Here is a 19,519-nt window from a genome sequence, read left to right as displayed (position 1 = left end):
CCATCACCAGCTCCCTTACTTCTTTCTATTTGCTTCAATTAATGCAGCAAGTGCGTTCACCGACGCAAAATGACGGCGTGTATCTTCTGAATCTGCCGACAGTGAAATGCCATAACGCTTTTGCAATGCCACGCCGAGTTCCAGCGCATCAATAGAATCAAGACCCAGCCCTTCTACGAACAAAGGCGCATTGCTATCTATATCAGCGGGGGTAATGTCTTCCAGCTGCAACACTTCTATGATCAATTCTTTTACTTCTTGCTCAAGCATAATGTTGACTTTCTTCGGTAAAATAATTTTGCAGATACTCCGTCAAATGACGGGCTGCCATGACATCTGATTCACCAGCACCAATAAAACGCTGGATGGGAATGTCTTCTTTCACTTCTATCCGGAACCTTGCAAAATGCGGCGGTACCCGCCACCACTTTTCGCCTTTACCCAAGGTGGGCGGATCGCAACTTATCACTACTGGCGTCACATTGCAGATGCCACGCACTGCAATATTTGCGGCGCCACGTTTCATGCTGATCACGCCATCTGCCGGAGTGCGCGTCCCCTCAGGAAAAATGATCAGGTTATTCCCTGCACGCAGGGTAGCGATACAGGCTTCCAGCAATTCCGTACCTTGTTCATTACTGATGTAGCCTGCTGCCCTCACCGGCCCACGGGTAAACGGGTTATTCCACAAATTGCTTTTGACTATGCAATCTGCGTGTTTCACAAATGCCATCAAAAATACGGTGTCAATCAAAGTCGGATGATTCGCCAGTATCAGCAACCCCTTGCGCTCGAGCTTTTCACTCCCGACGATTTCGTAACGTAAAACCCCAAGCAAACGCATCAGCCCCACAAAACCACGAAAAACCCAACGAATAATGCTGCGTGACCAGGCAATACGCTGATTTTTTTGCCTGACAAGCAATTGCAATACTGGAAAAACCAGCACCCTCAATAGCAAGCCGCCAATACCGAAGGCAGTAAAACTGATGCCCGTAGCCAGGACACGCCAATACCGCCCGAGTCGGTCAAGCATGTCTTGACCATCGCCAGCAGCGCTGCCCTGCCACACGTTCCAGCAATGTCTGCCCACTCAGTTGAAAGCGCAAGACTTCCAGCCCTGCTGCCATGGCAGCATTGCCCTGCATCACCCCATCAGACGACAGGCAACTCAATTCAATCACATCAGCCTGTTCTGGCACCATCAACCAGGCCCAGGCATAAGCCTGCTCATTTCCTTCCTTGAACTGGCTAAAGACATCTGGCAAGGTATTATCATAGGCAACCAGCAATACCATAGGTTCGCCTTCCGCCAATAAACCACAGGCTTCGATGACTGCATGCTCTATGGTCCCGTCCCCGGCTGCCAGCGCTATATGATTTGCCTGATCTTTACGCGCAATAGAAAACAAGCCAGCACTGGCATTGTGCACAGCCAAACCAAAACCGGTTGGCGACACAGATTGTTGCTCTACCAATTCTGAAATCAGATCAACAGCGCGTGCCACCTCACCATGACGTGAACAAAATACGGTGGGTACACCGGTACGCCCATCCAGACACTGATAGGCAACTTCAAGTGCCATTTTGCCAAGAAAACCTGCACGCCTGCGCAGCATCGCTGGCATTGCAGTGACAAGCGGGTCAGCGCCTCCCGCAAACGGGAAAGGTGCTTGCGCCCATTCCTTCCAAGCTTCTGTTGTATTTACCCCTGGTGCCCAGGCAGCATGACTGGCAATTGAAAAACGAACCCCATTCACACGCATTATTTTAATTTTCCACTAAGCACTGATACTGAACAGCGGTTTGCATGCTGCTAAAAATACAAAACTGGTATATACAATTTGTAACAAATTTGGCTGGCATTATAGCAAAGCCTGATTGGACTTCATAATTAGATATATCTTCGCGCAATGACTTGCTCTTTCTGTCTATTTATTACAACTTATTTTTAGAAATTATTTTTCATAACTTACTTGTCAAATGTTTATCACATGCTTATCACATACTGATCACAGCTTGAAATTGCCATCCGATATCAATGATCTTAAAAAAATAACAAAAAGACAATAATAAAAAAGCCCGACAGCATCTTTGCATGCTATCGGGCCTTTATATGCCTGACTGTTACCTGGCGCACATAAGAACCAGGACTTGACGGAATTAAAACCTAGTGAACTACCGGGGCCACACTGCCGCCCTTCAAGCGATTTTTGATTTTCCCAAGTAAGTGTTCAAAATCATCCACATAGGTGAACACGGCTGGCACCACCAGCAAACTGAGCAGGGTCGAAGTGATCAGACCACCGATCACTGCAATCGCCATCGGCGAGCGGAAACTGGGGTCAGCACCCCAACCCAGTGCCAGTGGCATCATGCCAGCACCCATGGCAATCGTTGTCATGATGATGGGGCGGCTACGCTTATGACAGGCATCAACCAGGGCATCAAAACGGCTCATACCAGCTTCACGGGCAATCACGGCATAATCCACCAGCAAGATGGAATTCTTGGTGACGATACCCATCAGCATAATCAGACCAATCATTGATGGCATGGACAAGGCGCGGCCGGTAATCAGCAAGGCGACGAATGCACCGCCTATGCTTAAGGGCAAGGCCGCCAGGATAGTGATGGGTTGCAAAAAATCCTTGAACAGCAACACCAGCACACCATAAATACACAGCACACCAATCATCATGGCAATACCGAAACTGGCAAACAGTGCCTGCATCTCCTGGGCGTCACCCAGTTCAGCAATGCTGACAGAGGGTGGCAGGTTTTTCATGCTGGGCAAGGCACGCGCCTCTTCATTGACTTCACCGAGTTGACGGCTGCCCAGTTCTACATCCAGCGTGACGTTACGGCTACGGTTGAGCCTGTCTATCTGCGCCGGGCCGGATTCCATTGTTACGGTGGCGACACTGCCCAGCATGACAGGGCCATTTTTACCGGGCACGGTCAGGCGCTCTATCTCGGCCAGGTCAGCGCGGAAACTGTCCGGCAATTTGACACGAATTGGCACCTGGCGTTGTGACAGGTTCAGCTTGGGCAAGGCCTGGTCATAATCACCGGCTGTTGCCACGCGCACTGTTTCACCTATGCTGGCCGCAGTCACACCCAGATCTGCTGCACGTGCCACGTCAGGGCGGACTATGATTTCTGGTCTTACCAGTGAAGCGCTGGAGCTGACATTGCCGACACCTTTCAGGGTCCGCAATTCCCTTTCGACTTTTTTAGCAGCCTCTACCAATGCCAGCGGGTCTTCACTTTGCAATACCAGCTGCATTTTGACGCCGGTATCCGGGGGGCCGACATTGAATTTGGCACCCGAGATATTAATGACTTGCTGACGGATTTTTGCATCGATATCGGCAATGGATTCTTTACGCGAATTCCTGTGCTTGGCTGTGACCGTCAACACGGCTCTCCTTGCCTCTGCTGCGGCGCCTGGCGCAAAAGCATCACCGCTGGAACCACCACCTACAGAACTGAACACGCTCAGGATATTTTTATCATTCATGATGGCCACACGTGTCTGCTCAGCCACTGCACGGGTTTCTGCCAGCGTGCTGCCTGGTGGCAATTCAATATTTACCTGCGTTTGCGCACGGTCAGCGGATGGGACGAAACCGGTTGGCAACAAGCCCACCAGGCCAATCGAGCATACAAAAAAGACAGTAGCAGCAATCATCGTCACCAGACGATGACGCAGACACCATTGCATGGTCTTCATATAACGTGTCATGACCCAGCCATCTTTTTGCCCATGCATACCCTCGGTATGCTCACCAGACTTGCCAGATGGTTTTGGCGATTTCATGATGTAGGCTGCCATCATCGGTGTCAGCAAACGCGCCACCACCAGCGACGCCAGAATCGCGATCACTGCGGTCCAGCCAAACTGCTTGAAGAACAGGCCAGGTACACCTCCCATGAAAGCAGTAGGCAAGAACACCGCAACCAGCGCAAAGGTGGTGGCGATAACCGCCATGCCGATTTCATCAGCGGCTTCCATCGCTGCCTGCATCGGTGTTTTACCCATATGCAAATGGCGCGCAATATTTTCGATTTCAACAATAGCATCATCAACCAGCACACCGACTACCAGGGCCAGTGACAACAAGGTGACCGTATTAAGCGTATAGCCAAAATATTTCAAGCCCAGAAAAGTAGGTATGACAGACAAAGGTAAGGCTGCCGCAGCCACCAGCGTTGCACGCCAGTCACGCAGGAACCACCAGACCACGAGAATAGCCAGCAAAGCGCCTTCATACAGTAAATCCATCGAGCCATCGAAATTTTCTTCGACCGGTTGGGCATTGTCGATGGCCTGGTGAAACTTCATGTTCGGATGTGCGGCCTGCAATTCAGCGACAGCTGCGTGCGACCCCCTGGCGACATCAACTTCACTCGCCCCCTTGGTACGGAAGACTTCAAAACCGACGACAGACTTGCCATCAAGCGTAGCGACAGCACGCGGTTCACTGACGGTATCAAGGACGCGGGCAACTTGGTCCAGACGGATATGCCTGCCATCTGGCAAGGGTATATCCAGCGTCGCCAGTTCTGCCGCTGTCTTGACGGTGGCAATCGTACGCACTGATTGCTCGGCACCACTGACATCACCGCGACCACCCGGCGCTTCCTGCTGTACCAGTTTCAAACGACGCGATACGTCCACAGCGGACACATTGAGTGCCGCCATTTTATTGATGTCCAGCTCCACCCGTACTTCGCGGCTGACACCACCCATGCGCCTGACAGCCCCCACACCTGGCACGCTGCGCAGGCGTTTTGCGACTGTGTTGTCAACGAACCAGCTCAGTTCCTGATCATCTGGCCGGCTGCTTTCACCTGCCTTGACGGTGGCGTCTTGAGTCGATGCTGCGGCCTCGACCGTATAAGTCATGATGACACGGCCTGCGGTAGATGCCTTGGTGACTGTGGGATCACGCATTTCGCTGGGCAGGTCAGCACGTACGGTTGCCACGGCATCACGCACTTCATTGACTGCATCCGAAATCACTTTTTCCAGCACAAATTCGACGGTGACTTCGACGTCGCCATCAAGTACCTTGGTGTAGACGTTTTTCACGCCTTGCAAGGACGCAACGGCATCTTCGATCTTACGTGCGACCTCGGTTTCCAGCTGTGCCGGTGCAGCGCCTGACAGCGGCGCACTGACCGTCACGATAGGTAATTCGATATCAGGAAAATCCTGCACTATCGTGCTGCGGAACGACAATATCCCTGCCAGCGTCAGCAGCGCGAACAGCATGATGGCAGGGATCGGGTTCTTGATTGAGAGAGAAGAAAAGTTCATGTCTGTCCCTTATTTCCTGGCAGTGCCAGCTGCTGGAGCTGGAGTTGGAGTTTGGGCAGGAGCAGCCGCCGCTGGTTTGACCGCTGCCACGACTTTCACCGCGTCCCCATCATTCAAAAAGCCTGCGCCATTGGCAACGATAGTACTATCAGCGTTCAAGCCTTGTGTGACCTCGACCTGATCACCGTCGCTGGTAGCGATACGGCGGCCCGTCTGCAATTTGATCTGGGTCACACGGCCATCGGCATTGAGGCGGAAAGCATAGCTGAAGCCATCACGTACCACTACGGCTTGCTGAGGTATCGTCAATGCCTGTGAGTTACCCATGATGAATTCGCCCTTGGCATACATGCCGGGTTTGAATGCGGTGACTACCGTGCTGCCAGGTTTAAGCGCTTTCATATCTGGCACCAGGTCGACATACACCAGACCCATGCGGGTTTGGGCATCGACGGTAGGGGATACTATTCTGACCTTGCCCTTCCATTGCGCACCGCCCGGTGCGGTGACGATGGCTTCGGTACCTGGTGCTATCCTGGCCATTTCACTGGCGGTGACTTCGGCGCGCCACTCAAGACGACCCTGGCGTATCATACGGAACAATTCTGTCCCATTGGCAACCACGGCCCCCAGCGTTGCAGCGCGTGCGGTAATAATGCCGCTGTCGGGTGCCAGTACCTGGGTATGCTTCATACGCAACTGCTGGGTATCCACTGTCGCCCTGGCAGATTCTACCCTGGCCTTGGCAGTTTGCTCGGTGGTCACATATTGGCCAATTTGCTGTGCGCTTAAGGCACCGCTGGTTTGCAATGAACGCGCTCGCTCTGCATTGGCGGTGGCATCAGCCAGATTGGCGTTGGCTTCTGCCAGGCCAGCCTGAGCCTGGGCCAGGTCTGCCTTCACCGTTTCACTGGCAAAACTGACCAGCAATTGTCCGCGCTGTACGACATCGCCGATATTGGCGTGTAATTCCTGTATGCGTATGCCGTTGGCTTCTGAACCTATCAGGGCTTCCTGCCAGGCTGCGACATTACCATTGGCAGCCAGCTTGATAGCCAGAGTGCTGATGCTGGCCTTGGTGGTGGTCACTGTCAGAGCGGGCTTGGTTGCTGCTTTAGCGGGCGCGTCTGCGGCAACGGATGACGCTGTCACCCATAAACTGCCTGTACCGACGGCAATCATGCCTGCCAGGGCCAGGCCAAGAGAAATTGGTTTGCGTGAAGTGAATTTGATCATAGCAATCTGCCTTCTACTAATCGTTAATTATTCGTTAGAGTATTGGTTTGAAGTTTGAATATGGGTCGCGCTATCGGCTTGAATATCAGTTTGGATATTGGTTTGGATATCAGTTGGATATCGGTTTGAACGCACGTCGCCATATTCCTGTTTATTCATTCGATTCAGGTATTTGATCCAGTAGACATGCTGACGCTATCCTTGCCGTTAACGTTGCCATTGCTGGTAGGAACGGGCTGGCTGGCATCCCAGCCGCCGCCGAGGGCGCGGTACAGCGAGATCCAGGCACGGTTTCTTTCGAGCTGCAAGTTCACTAAAGTCGATTGCGAAGCAAATGCAGTGCGTCTCGCATCTTCAAGTTCCAGCAAACTGGCCATACCCTTGTTATAGCGTGCCGTAGTAGATGCCAGCGCTTCACTGTAAGCCCTTGCCGCCAATTCAGAATCCAGACGACGCGCATCTGTGCTTTGCAGGTTCACCAATGCTTCTTCCACTTCACGTACCGCCTGCCGGACTTTGCTGTTGTAGTTGCTGGCGGCAGCAACATAACGGGCCTTGGCAGCTTCAATATTGGCGGAGATCTGTCCGCCATCAAACAGGGGGAGCGTTAGGGCCAGCGGGCCAACTGACCAGGTATTCATATTGGTATCTGTACCCATGGTGCTATACCGCATCGTCCCTATTGACCCACTGAGGCTCAGGCGCGGGTAACGACGGGCTTCTGCGGCACCTGTCTGCTCACTGGCGGCTGTCACTTCTTTTTCGGCCGCATAGATATCTGGCCGCTGATTGAGCGCCTTGGCGGGCACGCTGGTGACGCCAGCGGGCAACAGGTTTTTAAACGTGGCAGCAGCGGCTGTCAATTTTTGGCGCAACTCGGGTTCTGGTATGGCGGTCATGGCAACCAGCGCCTTGATATCGAGATCACATTGCGCAGCCTGCTGTATGGCCCGGCTATTGCCTTCAGCGGCACTGGCACGTGTCACGCCTGCGACTGCACTGGCGGTCATGCCTGCCTGGGCGCTCAAGTCAGTCAGCCTGGCAGTTTCTGCACGGGATTTTGCATCTTGTGCAGTCAAATCGGACAATTGCTGGCAACTGAGCGCAGAAAAATAGGATTGCGCCACTTCAGCAGCGACAGATATCCGCGCATCATGCCACAAGGCCTGGCTGCCTTCAAAATCGGCCTGCGCTGCACGATTGGTTGCCCGGTTGCCACCAAATAAATCCAGTTCCCACGCTGTCTGCAAACCCGCTTGCGAAACTGTCGCAACAGGTACACCAGGCTGGTTTTTCACGCGGCTGCTATTAACCACAGCATCCAGCGACGGCAACAAGGCTGCACCGCTGGCTACCCTGCTCGCCCTTGCAGCTTGTATTCGCGACCATGCCTGAGCAACGGAAGGGCTGACCGCCTGTGCCGCATCAATCAATTCCAGCAATGTGGCATCGGCCTGGGCTTGCCACCAGAGTCGTAAATCTGCGGCTTTTTCATTTTGTTGCGGCAAGCTGGCTTGCCATTGCGGCGCAGGTGGTGTCAATGGCGCATTGACCGGCCCGGATGCAGTGCAGGCCACCAATGCAGATGCCGCACTGACGGTAAGAATGAGACGTGTTATTTTCATGGCGTTGTCAGGAAGTTGAAATTTCAGAAGAATGCAAGAGGCGACGACGTTTTTCGTCTTCACACATCGCCAGGGCATAATCAACCAGACGCCCGGCATACAGATCAATTGCTTTTGGCTTGGCTATCAATGCTGGCCTGATGGCTTGCATGATATCGCCGCTGAGCATCAGGGAAATCGCCAGACCGGTAATGGAAAAAGCCAGTCTGTGGATGTCATCATCAGCGCGCGTTACACCGAGGTGACGACAAAGCAGCTTGACCAGCCCCTGATGGGCTGGCCGTATGGTGTTATCGATTTCTTCCACCCACAGCCCGGTCGGTTCCAGCATTTCACGTAGATGCAGTTTCATGCAGGTTTCTATGATTTCACCCTGTTTCAAAGAATCGGTAAAGGTGCAAAGCAGCATGGACAAGGCAGAACGCAAATCACTGTTTCCCGGCTCGAAGATGGCCGGATCGACAGTAGGATTGGTGCGCGGGTCGTTATACACGGCACGATAAAGGCCAGCCTTGTCACCGAAATAATAGCTGATAGCTGAAATATTGACGTTGGCAGCTCTGGCGATTTCCCGAGTGGAAGTCTTGGCATAGCCGCGTTCAGCAAACAGATGCAATGCGCTGTCAAGCAGACGTGTGCGCGCTTCTATGCCATCGACCCGGAGTGTTTTACCACTGTGAGCGGCTGGCGAAGGCTGATTGCTCCCGGCTGGCTGATGGACAGTTGTGATGTGTTTAGATTTTCCCATGCTGCGCATCCTAACACATAAATCAAACGTTTGATTTAACTATGACTCATTTTATAAACAGGAATGAGATGAGTTCATATCATCAAGACAGGGGCCAGAAAAAGCTCTGTCATTTGCATGCCAAGGTCACGGCATAGTCATATTGACGGTTTAGGCTACCCGGAAATTGTATTCACATATCATTGGTGCCCCAAATGACTATACTAAGTTCGACCACCTCCCCTGCCATCCATTTTTTTCGCAATTTTAAAATCGCTCGCAAGTTCAGCTTCGTAGCAATTGCTTTTGCCATTCCCTTACTTGTCGTACTCGCCTTGCTCTTTCAGGATTTGCGCTTGGGCGTTTTGCAGATTCATGAAAAACAGATCGCCATACAAAAAATTGCAGACAGAAACACCGTTCGCGGTTTACTGCAAAAACAGCGCGCACTGACCCATATGCGCCTTATTGGTAACAAGCAGCTTGACAACGAAATAGCCGGCAACCAGGGCAAGCTGGAGCAAAAAATTGAATTGCTGAACAATAAGGAGCAAATCAAATCTCTGTGGAAGGGATTGCAAGGAAGGCAAAGCAGTTTGAAAGCGGTAGACAATTTTGCCGGGTACAGCAAACTGATCGCCATCCTGGATATGGAAATTACCAATATCGCCAATACGTCAAAGCTGACACTGGACAGTGATTTGAAAACACATCAATTGGCAAATTCCTACGTACATACGCTGCCACAAATAGAAGAAAAAATCGCCATAATTGCAGGTCGTGGTGCCGCCTATATAGATAGCGGTCTGTTTGAGGCAGGTGAAGATGTGATGCTCAATTCCCTGCATATGCTGGCAAGGCACGAATTGTCGCAGCTGACGCAATTGATGCAAGACATGGGCAAAAGCAACCCGGCATATGCAGTGACGTCGGTGCAGATACAGGAAAAGATTGCAGACGTAAAAAAATATCTGGATCGCTCTCAAGATGAGGTGTTAGCTTCTGTGAACCAGACTTCAGGAACTGCTTTCTTCCAGGCTGGCATTGAAACTCTTGAAAGACTGAGCATGGCAAATACTGCCATTGCAGAACTGGTCAATGCTAATCTCGCTAAAGAAATTGACAAGGCAAATCAAAGTGCATGGAAGATGTCTGCAGGAATTATTCTGCTGTTACTGATCGCCAGTTATTTTTTGACTGCCATTTATCTTGCGCTGACCAGAGACTTGAATTTATTGACACAAGCCATTGCACAAACGGCAGCGGGAAATCTGCAGCATGAAATCAGCAGCAAAGGAAAAGATGAGCTGGCACACCTGATCAATGCAGTTGGCAGAATGAATGCTGGTTTAAGTGAAATGGTGGCGAATATACGTAATAGCGCGTTGACGGTGGACATCATCGCCAGAGAAATTCATGACGAAAATACGGATCTTGCCAGCCGCACGGAAAGCCAGGCCAGCGCCCTGCAACAAACTGCCAGCACCATAGATGAACTGACTGCCACCATTACAGAAAACGCAGGCAACCTGGCACAGGCCAATAGTCTTATCCATACTTCAGCAGAAAGGGTACAGCAGGGCTTAGAGGTGATGGATAACACGATCTTGTCCATACAGACCGTCACTGCCAGCTCAAAAAAGATTTCAGAAATTATCGGTGTGATGGATGGTATCGCATTCCAGACCAATATTCTGGCATTGAATGCCGCCGTGGAAGCAGCCAGAGCAGGACAGGAAGGTCGCGGATTTGCAGTGGTCGCTGCCGAAGTTAGGAACCTGGCTCAACGCAGTACCAATGCTGCCAGAGAAATCAAGCAACTGATCGCCGCATCTGGCAAAGCAGTGGAAGACGGTAGCAGCATGATCAATGCGGCTGGAAAAACCATGCAAGATATTGCCGTGAACGTGGACGTAGTGACGGAACTGATACGGCAAATTGCAGATGCCAGCCAGGAACAAAGCACCGGAATATCGCAGGTCAATGAAGCCATTGCCGACATTGACCAGATCACCCAGGATAACACCCGCCTGGTAGATGAAGCGACCGAATCCACTGCAAGGCTGGAAGAACAGGCCGCCTTGCTGGGTGCAGCGGTCAGTGTATTCAAAACCAAACAATCAGTTGCTGAGGTACCGGAATTGCATCTGGCAAATACGTCTCACCAGGACTATCCGCTTGATATCGCAATCCAGAGAAAGGAAAGAAGAAAACTGGCGGCGTAATTAAAGGCTGCTGCAAAAACTGCCTGGTCGAATTGACCGCCTAGCGGGAAGCCCTGAGCCATCTCGATTTTTAAAGCGCCTCACTTATTCATTCCGGTCATATACATTTTTCAGCTATAAGCCAGATTGTGAAGCAATAAAAAAACCACCGTATTCGCTGCTGCGCAGCACGGTGGTTTTTTAAGTAATTCAGGGTCAAACGGATTGTCGGTACATTCTCAAATTTTTAGCAGCGCCTGTATGGACAGTAATTCATCCCGTATCTGATGCAGATTCACTGGTTCTTCTGCATGCTCTATCACCACGGGATCAGCAGGACCACCATGCACATTAAGCTTATTTCTGGCTCCATTGATGGTGAAGCCCTGCTCATATAACAGTTCACGGATACGGCGTATCAGCAAAACCTCATGATGCTGATAATAACGGCGATTACCACGCCGCTTTACAGGCTTGAGTTGTGAAAATTCCTGTTCCCAGTAACGCAGAACATGCGGTTTAACGCCACACAATTCACCAACTTCGCCTATCGTAAAATACCGCTTGGCCGGAATAGGCGGCAGTACAAAAGACTCAATCTTGATTTCAGTCATGGAAAATATCAGGCAGCGTGTGCAAGAGGTTGATTACCAACTTCATCGACCATGCCCTTGAGTTTTTGACTGGCGTGGAAAGTAACGACACGACGAGCGGTAATAGGAATTTCTTCGCCAGTTTTAGGATTGCGACCGGGGCGTTGCGGCTTGTCACGCAACTGGAAATTACCAAAACCGGACAACTTGACGGCCTCGCCTCTTTCCAGTGCGTCACGAATTTCATCAAAAAAAGTTTCTACCATATCCTTGGCTTCGCGCTTGTTCAAACCGACATGCTCGAACAAAAGTTCTGCCAATTCTGCCTTGGTCAGGGTAGGCAGTTCCTTTTCCGCCTGTGAGCGCGCCCTGGCTTCCAGCATCGCACGATTCAAATCAGCATCCAGCACCGACTGAAATTCAGCGGAAATAACGTCATTCATTTTGAAACTCTTCTCAAGTAAATCTAATAGGTCTGATGATATAAGTAAACTCAACGCAGTTTGGCCGCAAATTGCAGGCCAGCAGCTTCCACCAGCGCTTGCTTCGCTGCTTCAACTTTATCATCTTGCAGGGTACTTTGAGTATCTTGCAAGCTAACGCGGAAAGCAAGACTTTTCTCATCAGCTTCCAGACCCTTGCCACGATATTCATCAAACAAAACAACAGCTTGCACGATTTTACAAGCTTCGTTTATTTGCGTTTCACGTGTAAATACATCCAGCAAATTCTGCACCAAAACTGTTTGCTTGACAACCAAGGCGATATCCCTGGTCACAGGTTGAAATTTGGAAATTTCCTGATATACCGGCACATCAATATTTTGCAAGGCAGCGACATCGACTTCAAACAAGACTGGCGCCAGTGGCAAGTCATATTTTTGCTGCAAACGCGGATGCAATTCACCAATAAAGCCAATCACTTTACCATCGCACTCGATTGTAGCGCTACGACCAGGATGCAATGCAATATGCTCAGCTTTGGCAAAGCGCAAGGTTTTGGGTGCAAACAAAGCTTCCAGATCAGCCTTGACGTCAAAGAAATCGACGTTGCAGGTATCCTGCCCCCACTGCTCTTCCGCTACCGGACCATAGGCCAGTGCAGCCAGACGCTTGGGCTGATGATAGCCTGCCACTTCGAGCGGGCCATCCTGCACACTGGCATCCTGCAAATACACTGCACCGATTTCAAAAATACGCACACGGTTCAGTTTGCGGTTCAGGTTATAACGGGTATTTGCGATCAGGCTGCCGATCAGATTGGTGCGCATGACACTCATCTGGCTGGCAATCGGATTCAATAAACGCACTGGCGCATCATTACCGCAAAAATCTTTTTCCCATGCTTCTTCAACAAAACTGTAGTTCAGCACTTCCTGATAATCCTGATCAGCAATCAGGCGGCGTATGGCAAACAAAGAGCGCTGGCTTTCTGGCGCTATCAGCATGGCACTGGCCGCGACAGGTGGCAAAGCCGGAATATTTTCAAAACCATAAACACGGGCGACTTCTTCAATCAGGTCTTCTTCGATTTCTATATCGAAGCGATATGAAGGTGGTGTCACCAAAAATTCACCAGGCTGCTGTGTGAAAGCCAGACCCAGGCGAGTAAAAATATTCGCTATCTGTGCATCGTCAAGCGCAACACCAATGACTTTGACAGCACGCGCCGTACGCAATTTCACCGGTGGACGCTGTGGCAAATTGACAGACTGGTCATCGACCGGGCCAAGCTTGACCTGGCTCGCGCCCCCACAAATTTCAACGATCAGTGCACTGATGCGCTCTATGTGCTCGACGATAGATGCGAAATCCACTCCACGTTCAAAACGATGGGATGCATCAGTAGAGAAGTTGAAACGACGGGCACGACCCTGTATCGCCTGCGGCCACCAGAAAGCGGCCTCCAGATAAATATTCTGCGTGTCCAGCGTGACAGATGTGGAATCACCACCCATGATACCGGCCAGGGATTCAATTTCCTTGTCATCCGAAATCACACCCACCCATTCGTCAATGGCAACGGTGTTGCCATTCAAGAGCTTCAGCGATTCACCAGCTTTGCCCCAGCGCACTTCCAGGCCACCGTGGATTTTATCGAGATCAAAAACATGCGAAGGACGACCCAACTCCAACATGACATAGTTGGAAATATCGACAAGCGCAGAGATAGGACGCTGACCGCTGCGTTCCAGTCTTTGCTTCATCCAGTCTGGCGTTGCGGCACGGGCATTGACGCCACGGATAACACGACCAGCAAAACGGCCACACAAGTCAGGCGCACTGACTTTAACAGGCAAAACTTCCTGCAAAGTCACAGGCAGCACAACGGCTTCCGGCAATTGCATGGCGGTGCCAGTCAGCGCAGATACTTCACGTGCCACGCCGAGTAGCGACAGGCAATCTGCCTTGTTCGGTGTCAGCTTGATGGTGAATTTCAGGTCATTGAGTTGATAGTAATCGCGGAAGTTCTGACCGACTGGCGCATCGGATGGCAAGTCCATCAGGCCACCGTGGTCTTCCGACAATTTCAATTCACGGGCTGAGCACAGCATGCCGTAAGATTCTACGCCGCGCAGTTTGCCTATCTTGATTTCAAATGGTTTGCCGTCTGCACCAGGAGGCAGAATAGCGCCTACCATGGCGCATGGCACCTTCATGCCCACGCGCACATTTGGCGCGCCGCAGACGATGTTCAGCAAGCTGCCTGTGCCTACATCAACCTGGCAGACATTGAGCTTGTCAGCATCAGGATGCTTGGCGATTTCGCGGATTTCCGCGACGACGACATGACTAAATGGCGGAGCAACCGGCTCTACCTCTTCGACTTCCAATCCCGACATGGTGAGCAGATGGGACAACTCATCCGAAGTCATCTTCGGATCGACCATGGTACGTAGCCAGTTTTCAGAAAATTGCATAATTCAGCCGTCTAATGTTGGATGCAGGGCGCGATGCGCCACTCAAAAATTCAGGGATGCGCTGCTTAAATTTGTTTTAATTGAATTGTTTCAGAAAGCGTAAATCGCCTTCGTAGAACAGACGCAAATCGTTGACGCCATAACGCAGCATGGTCAGGCGTTCGAGACCAGAACCAAAGGCGAAGCCTATGTATTTTTCCGGGTCCAGGCCCATATTACGCACCACGCTAGGATGTACCTGGCCAGAGCCGGACACTTCCAGCCAGCGGCCTTTCAGCGGGCCACTACCAAAGGCGATATCGATCTCGGCTGAGGGTTCAGTGAACGGGAAATACGATGGGCGGAAACGCACTTGCAAATCGTCGGTCTCAAAGAAGGCTTTGACGAAGTTCAGGTACACGCCTTTGAGGTCAGCAAAGCTGATGTCTTCAGCAATCCACAAGCCCTCAACCTGATGGAACATCGGGGAGTGTGTGGCATCGCTATCGACACGATAAGTACGACCAGGTGCAATGACCTTGATCGGTGGTTTGTTCATGCGTGCATAACGCACCTGCATGGGGCTGGTATGGGTGCGCAGCAATAATTGCTTACCCTGGCTATCTTTGCCATCGACATAAAAGGTGTCCTGCATCGAGCGTGCAGGATGGTTTTCCGGGCTATTGAGCGCGGTAAAATTGGTCCAGTCCGTTTCGATTTCAGGGCCGTCGGCCACGTCAAAACCGATGGAACGGAAGATTTCTTCAACACGCTGCCAGGTGCGCATGACAGGGTGTATGCCACCAATACTGCGGCCACGACCGGGCAAGCTGACATCGATCGCTTCTGCATTCAGGCGCGCCTGCATTTGCGCATTGGCCAGTGCATCGCGTCTTTCGGTCAAGGCATCTTCAATCTGTACCTTGGCAGCATTGATCACTGCACCTTGTACTTTTTTTTCTTCTGGAGGCAATTTACCGAGGCTTTTCATCTGCTCGGTAATCTGACCGCTCTTACCAAGGTAAAGGGCTTTTGCGTTCTCTAATGCGGCAGCATCATTTGCTGCCAGAAAATCAGCACGTGCCTGGCTGACGATTTGATCTAAAGGGTTCATGCCTTGTTCCCGCTTACCACGAAGCTGAAATAATGATCTGAAAACAAAACGGGGCATAGGATTCAACCTCTGCCCCGCTTGATATTTGCAACTGACCTTGGTCAGTCGCTACGACTCACTGATTGCAATCACTAAGAACCTATTTGCGATCTTACTGCGCCTGCCTGATCGGTGCTCATGTGCTGCTCAAAATGCTCATGTACTAAAGTACATTCCGCTTTTTGCGCTGCTCTTCACCCCGCTGACGCACGCTCGCTACAGATCGTAAATGGGTTCGAATGTGATTAGGCAGCCAGGTTAGCTTTGACTTGATTAACAATCGCAGCGAATGCTGGTTTGTCCATCACAGCCATGTCAGCCAGTACTTTACGGTCGAGTTCAATCGCGGCTTTTTTCAGGCCGCTCATAAACACACTGTAAGTCAGGCCATGCTGGCGAGCCGCTGCATTGATACGTGTGATCCACAAAGCGCGGAATACACGTTTCTTGTTGCGGCGATCACGGTATGCATATTGACCAGCGCGCATAACTGCTTGCTTGGCAATACGGAATACCTTACTACGACGACCACGGTAACCTTTAGCAAGGTTGAGAACTTTCTTATGACGGGCACGAGCTGTAACCCCACGTTTTACTCTAGGCATAATAACTCCTTAAATAATGAGTATGAGGTTAAGCTGTTGGCATCATGCGCATGACGGATACCATGTTGGTGTCATGAACACCGACGGAACCGCGCAATTGACGTTTGTTCTTGGTAGTTTTCTTAGTCAGAATGTGACGTTTGAAAGCTTGACCGCGTTTAACGGTTCCACCTGGACGGACGCGGAAGCGCTTCTTGGCGCTGCTTTTCGTCTTCATTTTTGGCATAGTACTATCTGTCTTTTAAGACAGCTCCACTTTTATATGATGGTAGGTGGCAGCAACAATCGCTACTCTTGGATGCCTACTTCTCACTTATTGTGACCCGCCCAGAAGGTGGGTCTTTCGCAATGCGCGCTGATGCGTGCCTCACAAACCTGCTCAAGAAACACACAGAAAATAAGCAAAACTTATTTTCTGTTATTTCTCATTATTTCTTTTTCTTCGGTGCCAGAATCATGATCATCTGACGACCTTCCATCTTCGGAAACTGCTCGACCTGGCCATACGGTTCCAGATCAGCCTTCAAACGCTCCAACATACGCATACCGATTTCCTGATGCGCCATTTCACGACCACGGAAACGCAGTGTGATTTTAGTCTTGTCGCCATCATCCAGGAACTTGGTCAGATTACGCAATTTGATATTGTAATCACCATCATCTGTACCCGGACGGAATTTGACTTCCTTGACCAGAATGACTTTTTGCTTCAGCTTGGCTTCGTGAGCTTTCTTTTGCTCCTGGTATTTGAACTTGCCGTAATCCATCAAACGGCAAACTGGCGGCTGCGCCGTCGGCGCTATTTCCACCAAATCAACATTGGCCTCTTCCGCCAAGCGGAAGGCTTCACCCAGTTTTACGATGCCCAGAGGCTCGTTCTCAACGCCGGATAAGCGCACTTCTGGCGCTGTAATTTCACCGTTGATGCGATGTGACTTGTCAGTAGCTATTGCAGTTTCCTTCGAAAATAATAATAAAAGGCTATGCAGCCCTGTTTAAAACAGGGTCGCTGCTAATCTGTTAAACCTTGGTTTCAACTTCGTTTTTTAAACGAGCTATAAAGGCGTCCAGAGGCATTACCCCCAGATCCAGATTGCCACGCGTACGCACAGCCACTGTATTGGCATCCCTCTCTTTATCGCCTATCACGAGGATATATGGCAGTTTTTGAATGGAATGCTCGCGTATTTTATAGGTAATTTTCTCATTACGCAAATCAGTATTTACTCTAAACCCTTGTTTCTTCAGGATTTCTGCAACAGATTGTGAATATTCAGCCTGCGATTCCGAGATATTCAGGACGGAAACCTGCACCGGCGCCAGCCACACAGGCAAGGCAGCAGCATGATTTTCTATCAAGATACCGATGAAGCGCTCCATCGAGCCGACAATCGCACGGTGCAGCATGATAGGCACTTTACGGCTGTTGTCATCTGCGACATATTCTGCACCCAGGCGACCAGGCATGAAGAAATCGACTTGCATGGTACCTACCTGCCATGGGCGACCTAGGCTGTCTTTCAGGTGATATTCGATTTTAGGACCGTAGAAAGCGCCCTCGCCCAGCAATTCTTCCCATTCCACACCACAAGAACGCAAAGCAGTACGCAAGGTATCTTCAGCCTTGTCCCAGATTTCATCGCTGCCGATACGGTTATCAGGACGCAAGGCCAGCTTGATGAAAATCTTGTCAAAACCAAAATCTTCATACACTTTCATCGCCTGCGGATGGAAAGCCATGACTTCCGCTTGGATCTGATCTTCAGTACAGAAAATATGACCATCATCTTGAGTAAAGCCACGTACGCGCATGATGCCGTGCAGCGCACCAGACGGCTCATTACGGTGACATTGCCCAAATTCGCCAAAGCGCAAAGGCAGGTCGCGGTAGCTCTTCATGCCAGAATTAAAAATCTGCACATGGCCAGGGCAATTCATCGGTTTAAGTGCGTAGACGCGGTTTTCCGACTCAGTGACAAACATATTGTCTTTGTAGTTATCCCAGTGACCAGTCTTGCCCCACAGGCTGCTATCAAGAATTTGCGGGCCCTTCACCTCCTGGTAACCACAGTCCTGATAGACCTTGCGCATGTATTGCTCTACCTGCTGCCAGATAGTCCAGCCTTTGGCATGCCAGAACACCAGGCCAGGTGCTTCGTCCTGGAAGTGAAACAGATCCAGCGCCTTGCCCAGCTTGCGGTGATCGCGCTTTTCTGCCTCTTCCAGCATGTGCAGATAAGCTTCCTGATCTTCCTTCTTGGCAAAAGCAGTACCGTAGACACGTTGCAGCATCTCGTTTTTGGAGTCACCACGCCAGTAAGCACCAGCCAGTTTCATGAGCTTGAATACTTTCAGCTTGCCAGTCGATGGCACGTGCGGGCCACGGCACAAGTCAGTGAAACTACCTTCTGTGTACAAGGACACATCCTGGTCAACAGGAATCGATTCGATGATCTCCGCCTTATAGGCTTCGCCTATGGATTTGAAATAGGCAACAGCCTCATCACGCGGCAAGACCTTGCGTGTAACTGGCTCGTCTTTTTTCGCCAGTTCAGCCATTTTCTTTTCTATCGCTACCAGATCATCTGGCGTGAATGGGCGCTTGTAGGAAAAGTCGTAGTAAAAGCCATTCTCGATGACCGGGCCGATAGTGACTTGCGCATCTGGATACAATTCCTTGACGGCATAGGCCAGCAAGTGCGCGGTAGAGTGGCGTATCACTTCGAGGCCATCCGCATCCTTGTCAGTGACAATGGCGAGATCCGCGTCAGCATCAATCAGATGTGAGGTATCGACCAGTTTGCCATTAACGCGTCCAGCCAGAGCAGCTTTTGCCAGGCCAGCACCGATGCTGGCAGCAACTTGCGCTACCGTTACCGGCGCATCGAATTGTCGTTGCGAACCATCAGGAAGTTTTACTGAAACCATGTCACTCTCCAAAGCGGAAAAAATACAAAAATAATTGAGATAATTGAAATAAAGGATGAGTCTAAAAAACGCAGACGAAAAAAAAGCACGGCTAGCCGTGCTTTTTCAGTTTGTTTCAAACGAAAAGTATCCTCGACTAGAGTCGCTCCCAAACCAGTTTAGTGGTAGTTCGCGGTGTCATAACCAAGGATGCCTTTCTCGCTCTTAACTATAATGTTTTAAT

At 50.7% G+C, this 19,519-nt stretch carries 16 protein-coding genes; 1 reads left to right on the top strand and 15 read right to left on the bottom strand.

Features of this window, described 5'->3' with window-relative positions; all coding sequences use genetic code 11:
• Positions 1-15: 15 nt before the first annotated feature.
• The 7 genes from ACO0LH_RS21065 to ACO0LH_RS21035 all read right to left on the bottom strand — a co-directional run bounded on the left by ACO0LH_RS21065 (position 16) and on the right by ACO0LH_RS21035 (position 8,935).
• A complete protein-coding gene (locus tag ACO0LH_RS21065; protein ID WP_422943091.1) occupies positions 16-270 on the bottom strand; it encodes a phosphopantetheine-binding protein in 255 nt (84 codons plus the stop codon).
• On the bottom strand, positions 263-1,036 hold the full coding sequence (locus tag ACO0LH_RS21060; protein ID WP_422943090.1) for a lysophospholipid acyltransferase family protein: 774 nt from the start codon (positions 1,034-1,036) through the stop codon (positions 263-265). The genes ACO0LH_RS21065 and ACO0LH_RS21060 overlap by 8 nt, the downstream gene beginning before the upstream one ends.
• Positions 1,029-1,766, bottom strand: coding sequence for a beta-ketoacyl synthase chain length factor (locus tag ACO0LH_RS21055; protein WP_422943089.1), 738 nt, complete (start codon positions 1,764-1,766; stop codon positions 1,029-1,031). Before ACO0LH_RS21055 ends, ACO0LH_RS21060 begins: the two co-directional genes overlap by 8 nt.
• Before the next feature lie 404 nt (positions 1,767-2,170).
• Entirely contained in the window at positions 2,171-5,326 is a 3,156-nt protein-coding gene (locus tag ACO0LH_RS21050; RefSeq protein ID WP_422943088.1) for an efflux RND transporter permease subunit, read from the bottom strand.
• 9 nt (positions 5,327-5,335) lie between these two features.
• Positions 5,336-6,562 (bottom strand): efflux RND transporter periplasmic adaptor subunit, encoded by a 1,227-nt coding sequence (locus ACO0LH_RS21045; protein WP_422943087.1) that lies wholly within the window; start codon positions 6,560-6,562, stop codon positions 5,336-5,338.
• A gap of 164 nt (positions 6,563-6,726) precedes the next feature.
• A complete protein-coding gene (locus tag ACO0LH_RS21040) occupies positions 6,727-8,187 on the bottom strand; it encodes an efflux transporter outer membrane subunit (RefSeq protein WP_422943086.1) in 1,461 nt (486 codons plus the stop codon).
• A gap of 7 nt (positions 8,188-8,194) precedes the next feature.
• Entirely contained in the window at positions 8,195-8,935 is a 741-nt protein-coding gene (locus ACO0LH_RS21035) for a CerR family C-terminal domain-containing protein (RefSeq protein ID WP_422943085.1), read from the bottom strand.
• A 194-nt stretch (positions 8,936-9,129) separates the two neighbouring features.
• Between ACO0LH_RS21035 and ACO0LH_RS21030 the strand changes: the two genes are divergently transcribed.
• Positions 9,130-11,139 (top strand): methyl-accepting chemotaxis protein, encoded by a 2,010-nt coding sequence (locus tag ACO0LH_RS21030; protein WP_422943084.1) that lies wholly within the window; start codon positions 9,130-9,132, stop codon positions 11,137-11,139.
• Positions 11,140-11,357: 218 nt separating this feature from the next.
• Here the strand turns inward: ACO0LH_RS21030 and ACO0LH_RS21025 are convergent, their stop codons facing one another.
• The 8 genes from ACO0LH_RS21025 to thrS all read right to left on the bottom strand — a co-directional run bounded on the left by ACO0LH_RS21025 (position 11,358) and on the right by thrS (position 19,296).
• Entirely contained in the window at positions 11,358-11,732 is a 375-nt protein-coding gene (locus tag ACO0LH_RS21025; protein ID WP_422943083.1) for a MerR family transcriptional regulator, read from the bottom strand.
• A gap of 8 nt (positions 11,733-11,740) precedes the next feature.
• Entirely contained in the window at positions 11,741-12,154 is a 414-nt protein-coding gene (locus ACO0LH_RS21020; protein WP_422943082.1) for an integration host factor subunit alpha, read from the bottom strand.
• 50 nt (positions 12,155-12,204) lie between these two features.
• On the bottom strand, positions 12,205-14,631 hold the full coding sequence (gene pheT / locus ACO0LH_RS21015) for a phenylalanine--tRNA ligase subunit beta (protein ID WP_422943081.1): 2,427 nt from the start codon (positions 14,629-14,631) through the stop codon (positions 12,205-12,207).
• 76 nt (positions 14,632-14,707) lie between these two features.
• Entirely contained in the window at positions 14,708-15,724 is a 1,017-nt protein-coding gene (gene pheS, locus ACO0LH_RS21010) for a phenylalanine--tRNA ligase subunit alpha (RefSeq protein ID WP_422943080.1), read from the bottom strand.
• Between the two features lie 284 nt (positions 15,725-16,008).
• Positions 16,009-16,368 (bottom strand): 50S ribosomal protein L20, encoded by a 360-nt coding sequence (gene rplT, locus ACO0LH_RS21005; protein WP_422943079.1) that lies wholly within the window; start codon positions 16,366-16,368, stop codon positions 16,009-16,011.
• Between the two features lie 28 nt (positions 16,369-16,396).
• Positions 16,397-16,594: a 50S ribosomal protein L35 gene (rpmI, locus tag ACO0LH_RS21000; RefSeq protein ID WP_110253942.1), complete on the bottom strand. Its 198-nt coding sequence runs from the start codon at positions 16,592-16,594 to the stop codon at positions 16,397-16,399.
• 202 nt (positions 16,595-16,796) lie between these two features.
• On the bottom strand, positions 16,797-17,318 hold the full coding sequence (gene infC, locus ACO0LH_RS20995; protein ID WP_110253943.1) for a translation initiation factor IF-3: 522 nt from the start codon (positions 17,316-17,318) through the stop codon (positions 16,797-16,799).
• 70 nt (positions 17,319-17,388) lie between these two features.
• Entirely contained in the window at positions 17,389-19,296 is a 1,908-nt protein-coding gene (gene thrS / locus ACO0LH_RS20990) for a threonine--tRNA ligase (RefSeq protein WP_422943078.1), read from the bottom strand.
• Positions 19,297-19,519 lie beyond the last annotated feature (223 nt).

The organism is Undibacterium sp. TJN19, from assembly GCF_049339485.1.
Lineage (GTDB): Bacteria > Pseudomonadota > Gammaproteobacteria > Burkholderiales > Burkholderiaceae_D > Undibacterium.
This window is presented reverse-complemented; position numbering and strand designations above follow the sequence as displayed.

Excerpts from the sequence above, each read along its gene's own strand:
- ACO0LH_RS21065 (WP_422943091.1), bottom strand. The coding sequence starts at position 270 with ATGCTTGAGCAAGAAGTAAAAGAATTGATCATAGAAGTGTTGCAGCTG.
- ACO0LH_RS21060 (WP_422943090.1), bottom strand. The coding sequence starts at position 1,036 with ATGCTTGACCGACTCGGGCGGTATTGGCGTGTCCTGGCTACGGGCATC.
- ACO0LH_RS21055 (WP_422943089.1), bottom strand. The coding sequence starts at position 1,766 with ATGCGTGTGAATGGGGTTCGTTTTTCAATTGCCAGTCATGCTGCCTGG.
- ACO0LH_RS21050 (WP_422943088.1), bottom strand. The coding sequence starts at position 5,326 with ATGAACTTTTCTTCTCTCTCAATCAAGAACCCGATCCCTGCCATCATG.
- ACO0LH_RS21045 (WP_422943087.1), bottom strand. The coding sequence starts at position 6,562 with ATGATCAAATTCACTTCACGCAAACCAATTTCTCTTGGCCTGGCCCTG.
- ACO0LH_RS21040 (WP_422943086.1), bottom strand. The coding sequence starts at position 8,187 with ATGAAAATAACACGTCTCATTCTTACCGTCAGTGCGGCATCTGCATTG.
- ACO0LH_RS21035 (WP_422943085.1), bottom strand. The coding sequence starts at position 8,935 with ATGGGAAAATCTAAACACATCACAACTGTCCATCAGCCAGCCGGGAGC.
- ACO0LH_RS21030 (WP_422943084.1), top strand. The coding sequence starts at position 9,130 with ATGACTATACTAAGTTCGACCACCTCCCCTGCCATCCATTTTTTTCGC.
- ACO0LH_RS21025 (WP_422943083.1), bottom strand. The coding sequence starts at position 11,732 with ATGACTGAAATCAAGATTGAGTCTTTTGTACTGCCGCCTATTCCGGCC.
- ACO0LH_RS21020 (WP_422943082.1), bottom strand. The coding sequence starts at position 12,154 with ATGAATGACGTTATTTCCGCTGAATTTCAGTCGGTGCTGGATGCTGAT.
- pheT (WP_422943081.1), bottom strand. The coding sequence starts at position 14,631 with ATGCAATTTTCTGAAAACTGGCTACGTACCATGGTCGATCCGAAGATG.
- pheS (WP_422943080.1), bottom strand. The coding sequence starts at position 15,724 with ATGAACCCTTTAGATCAAATCGTCAGCCAGGCACGTGCTGATTTTCTG.
- rplT (WP_422943079.1), bottom strand. The coding sequence starts at position 16,368 with ATGCCTAGAGTAAAACGTGGGGTTACAGCTCGTGCCCGTCATAAGAAA.
- rpmI (WP_110253942.1), bottom strand. The coding sequence starts at position 16,594 with ATGCCAAAAATGAAGACGAAAAGCAGCGCCAAGAAGCGCTTCCGCGTC.
- thrS (WP_422943078.1), bottom strand. The coding sequence starts at position 19,296 with ATGGTTTCAGTAAAACTTCCTGATGGTTCGCAACGACAATTCGATGCG.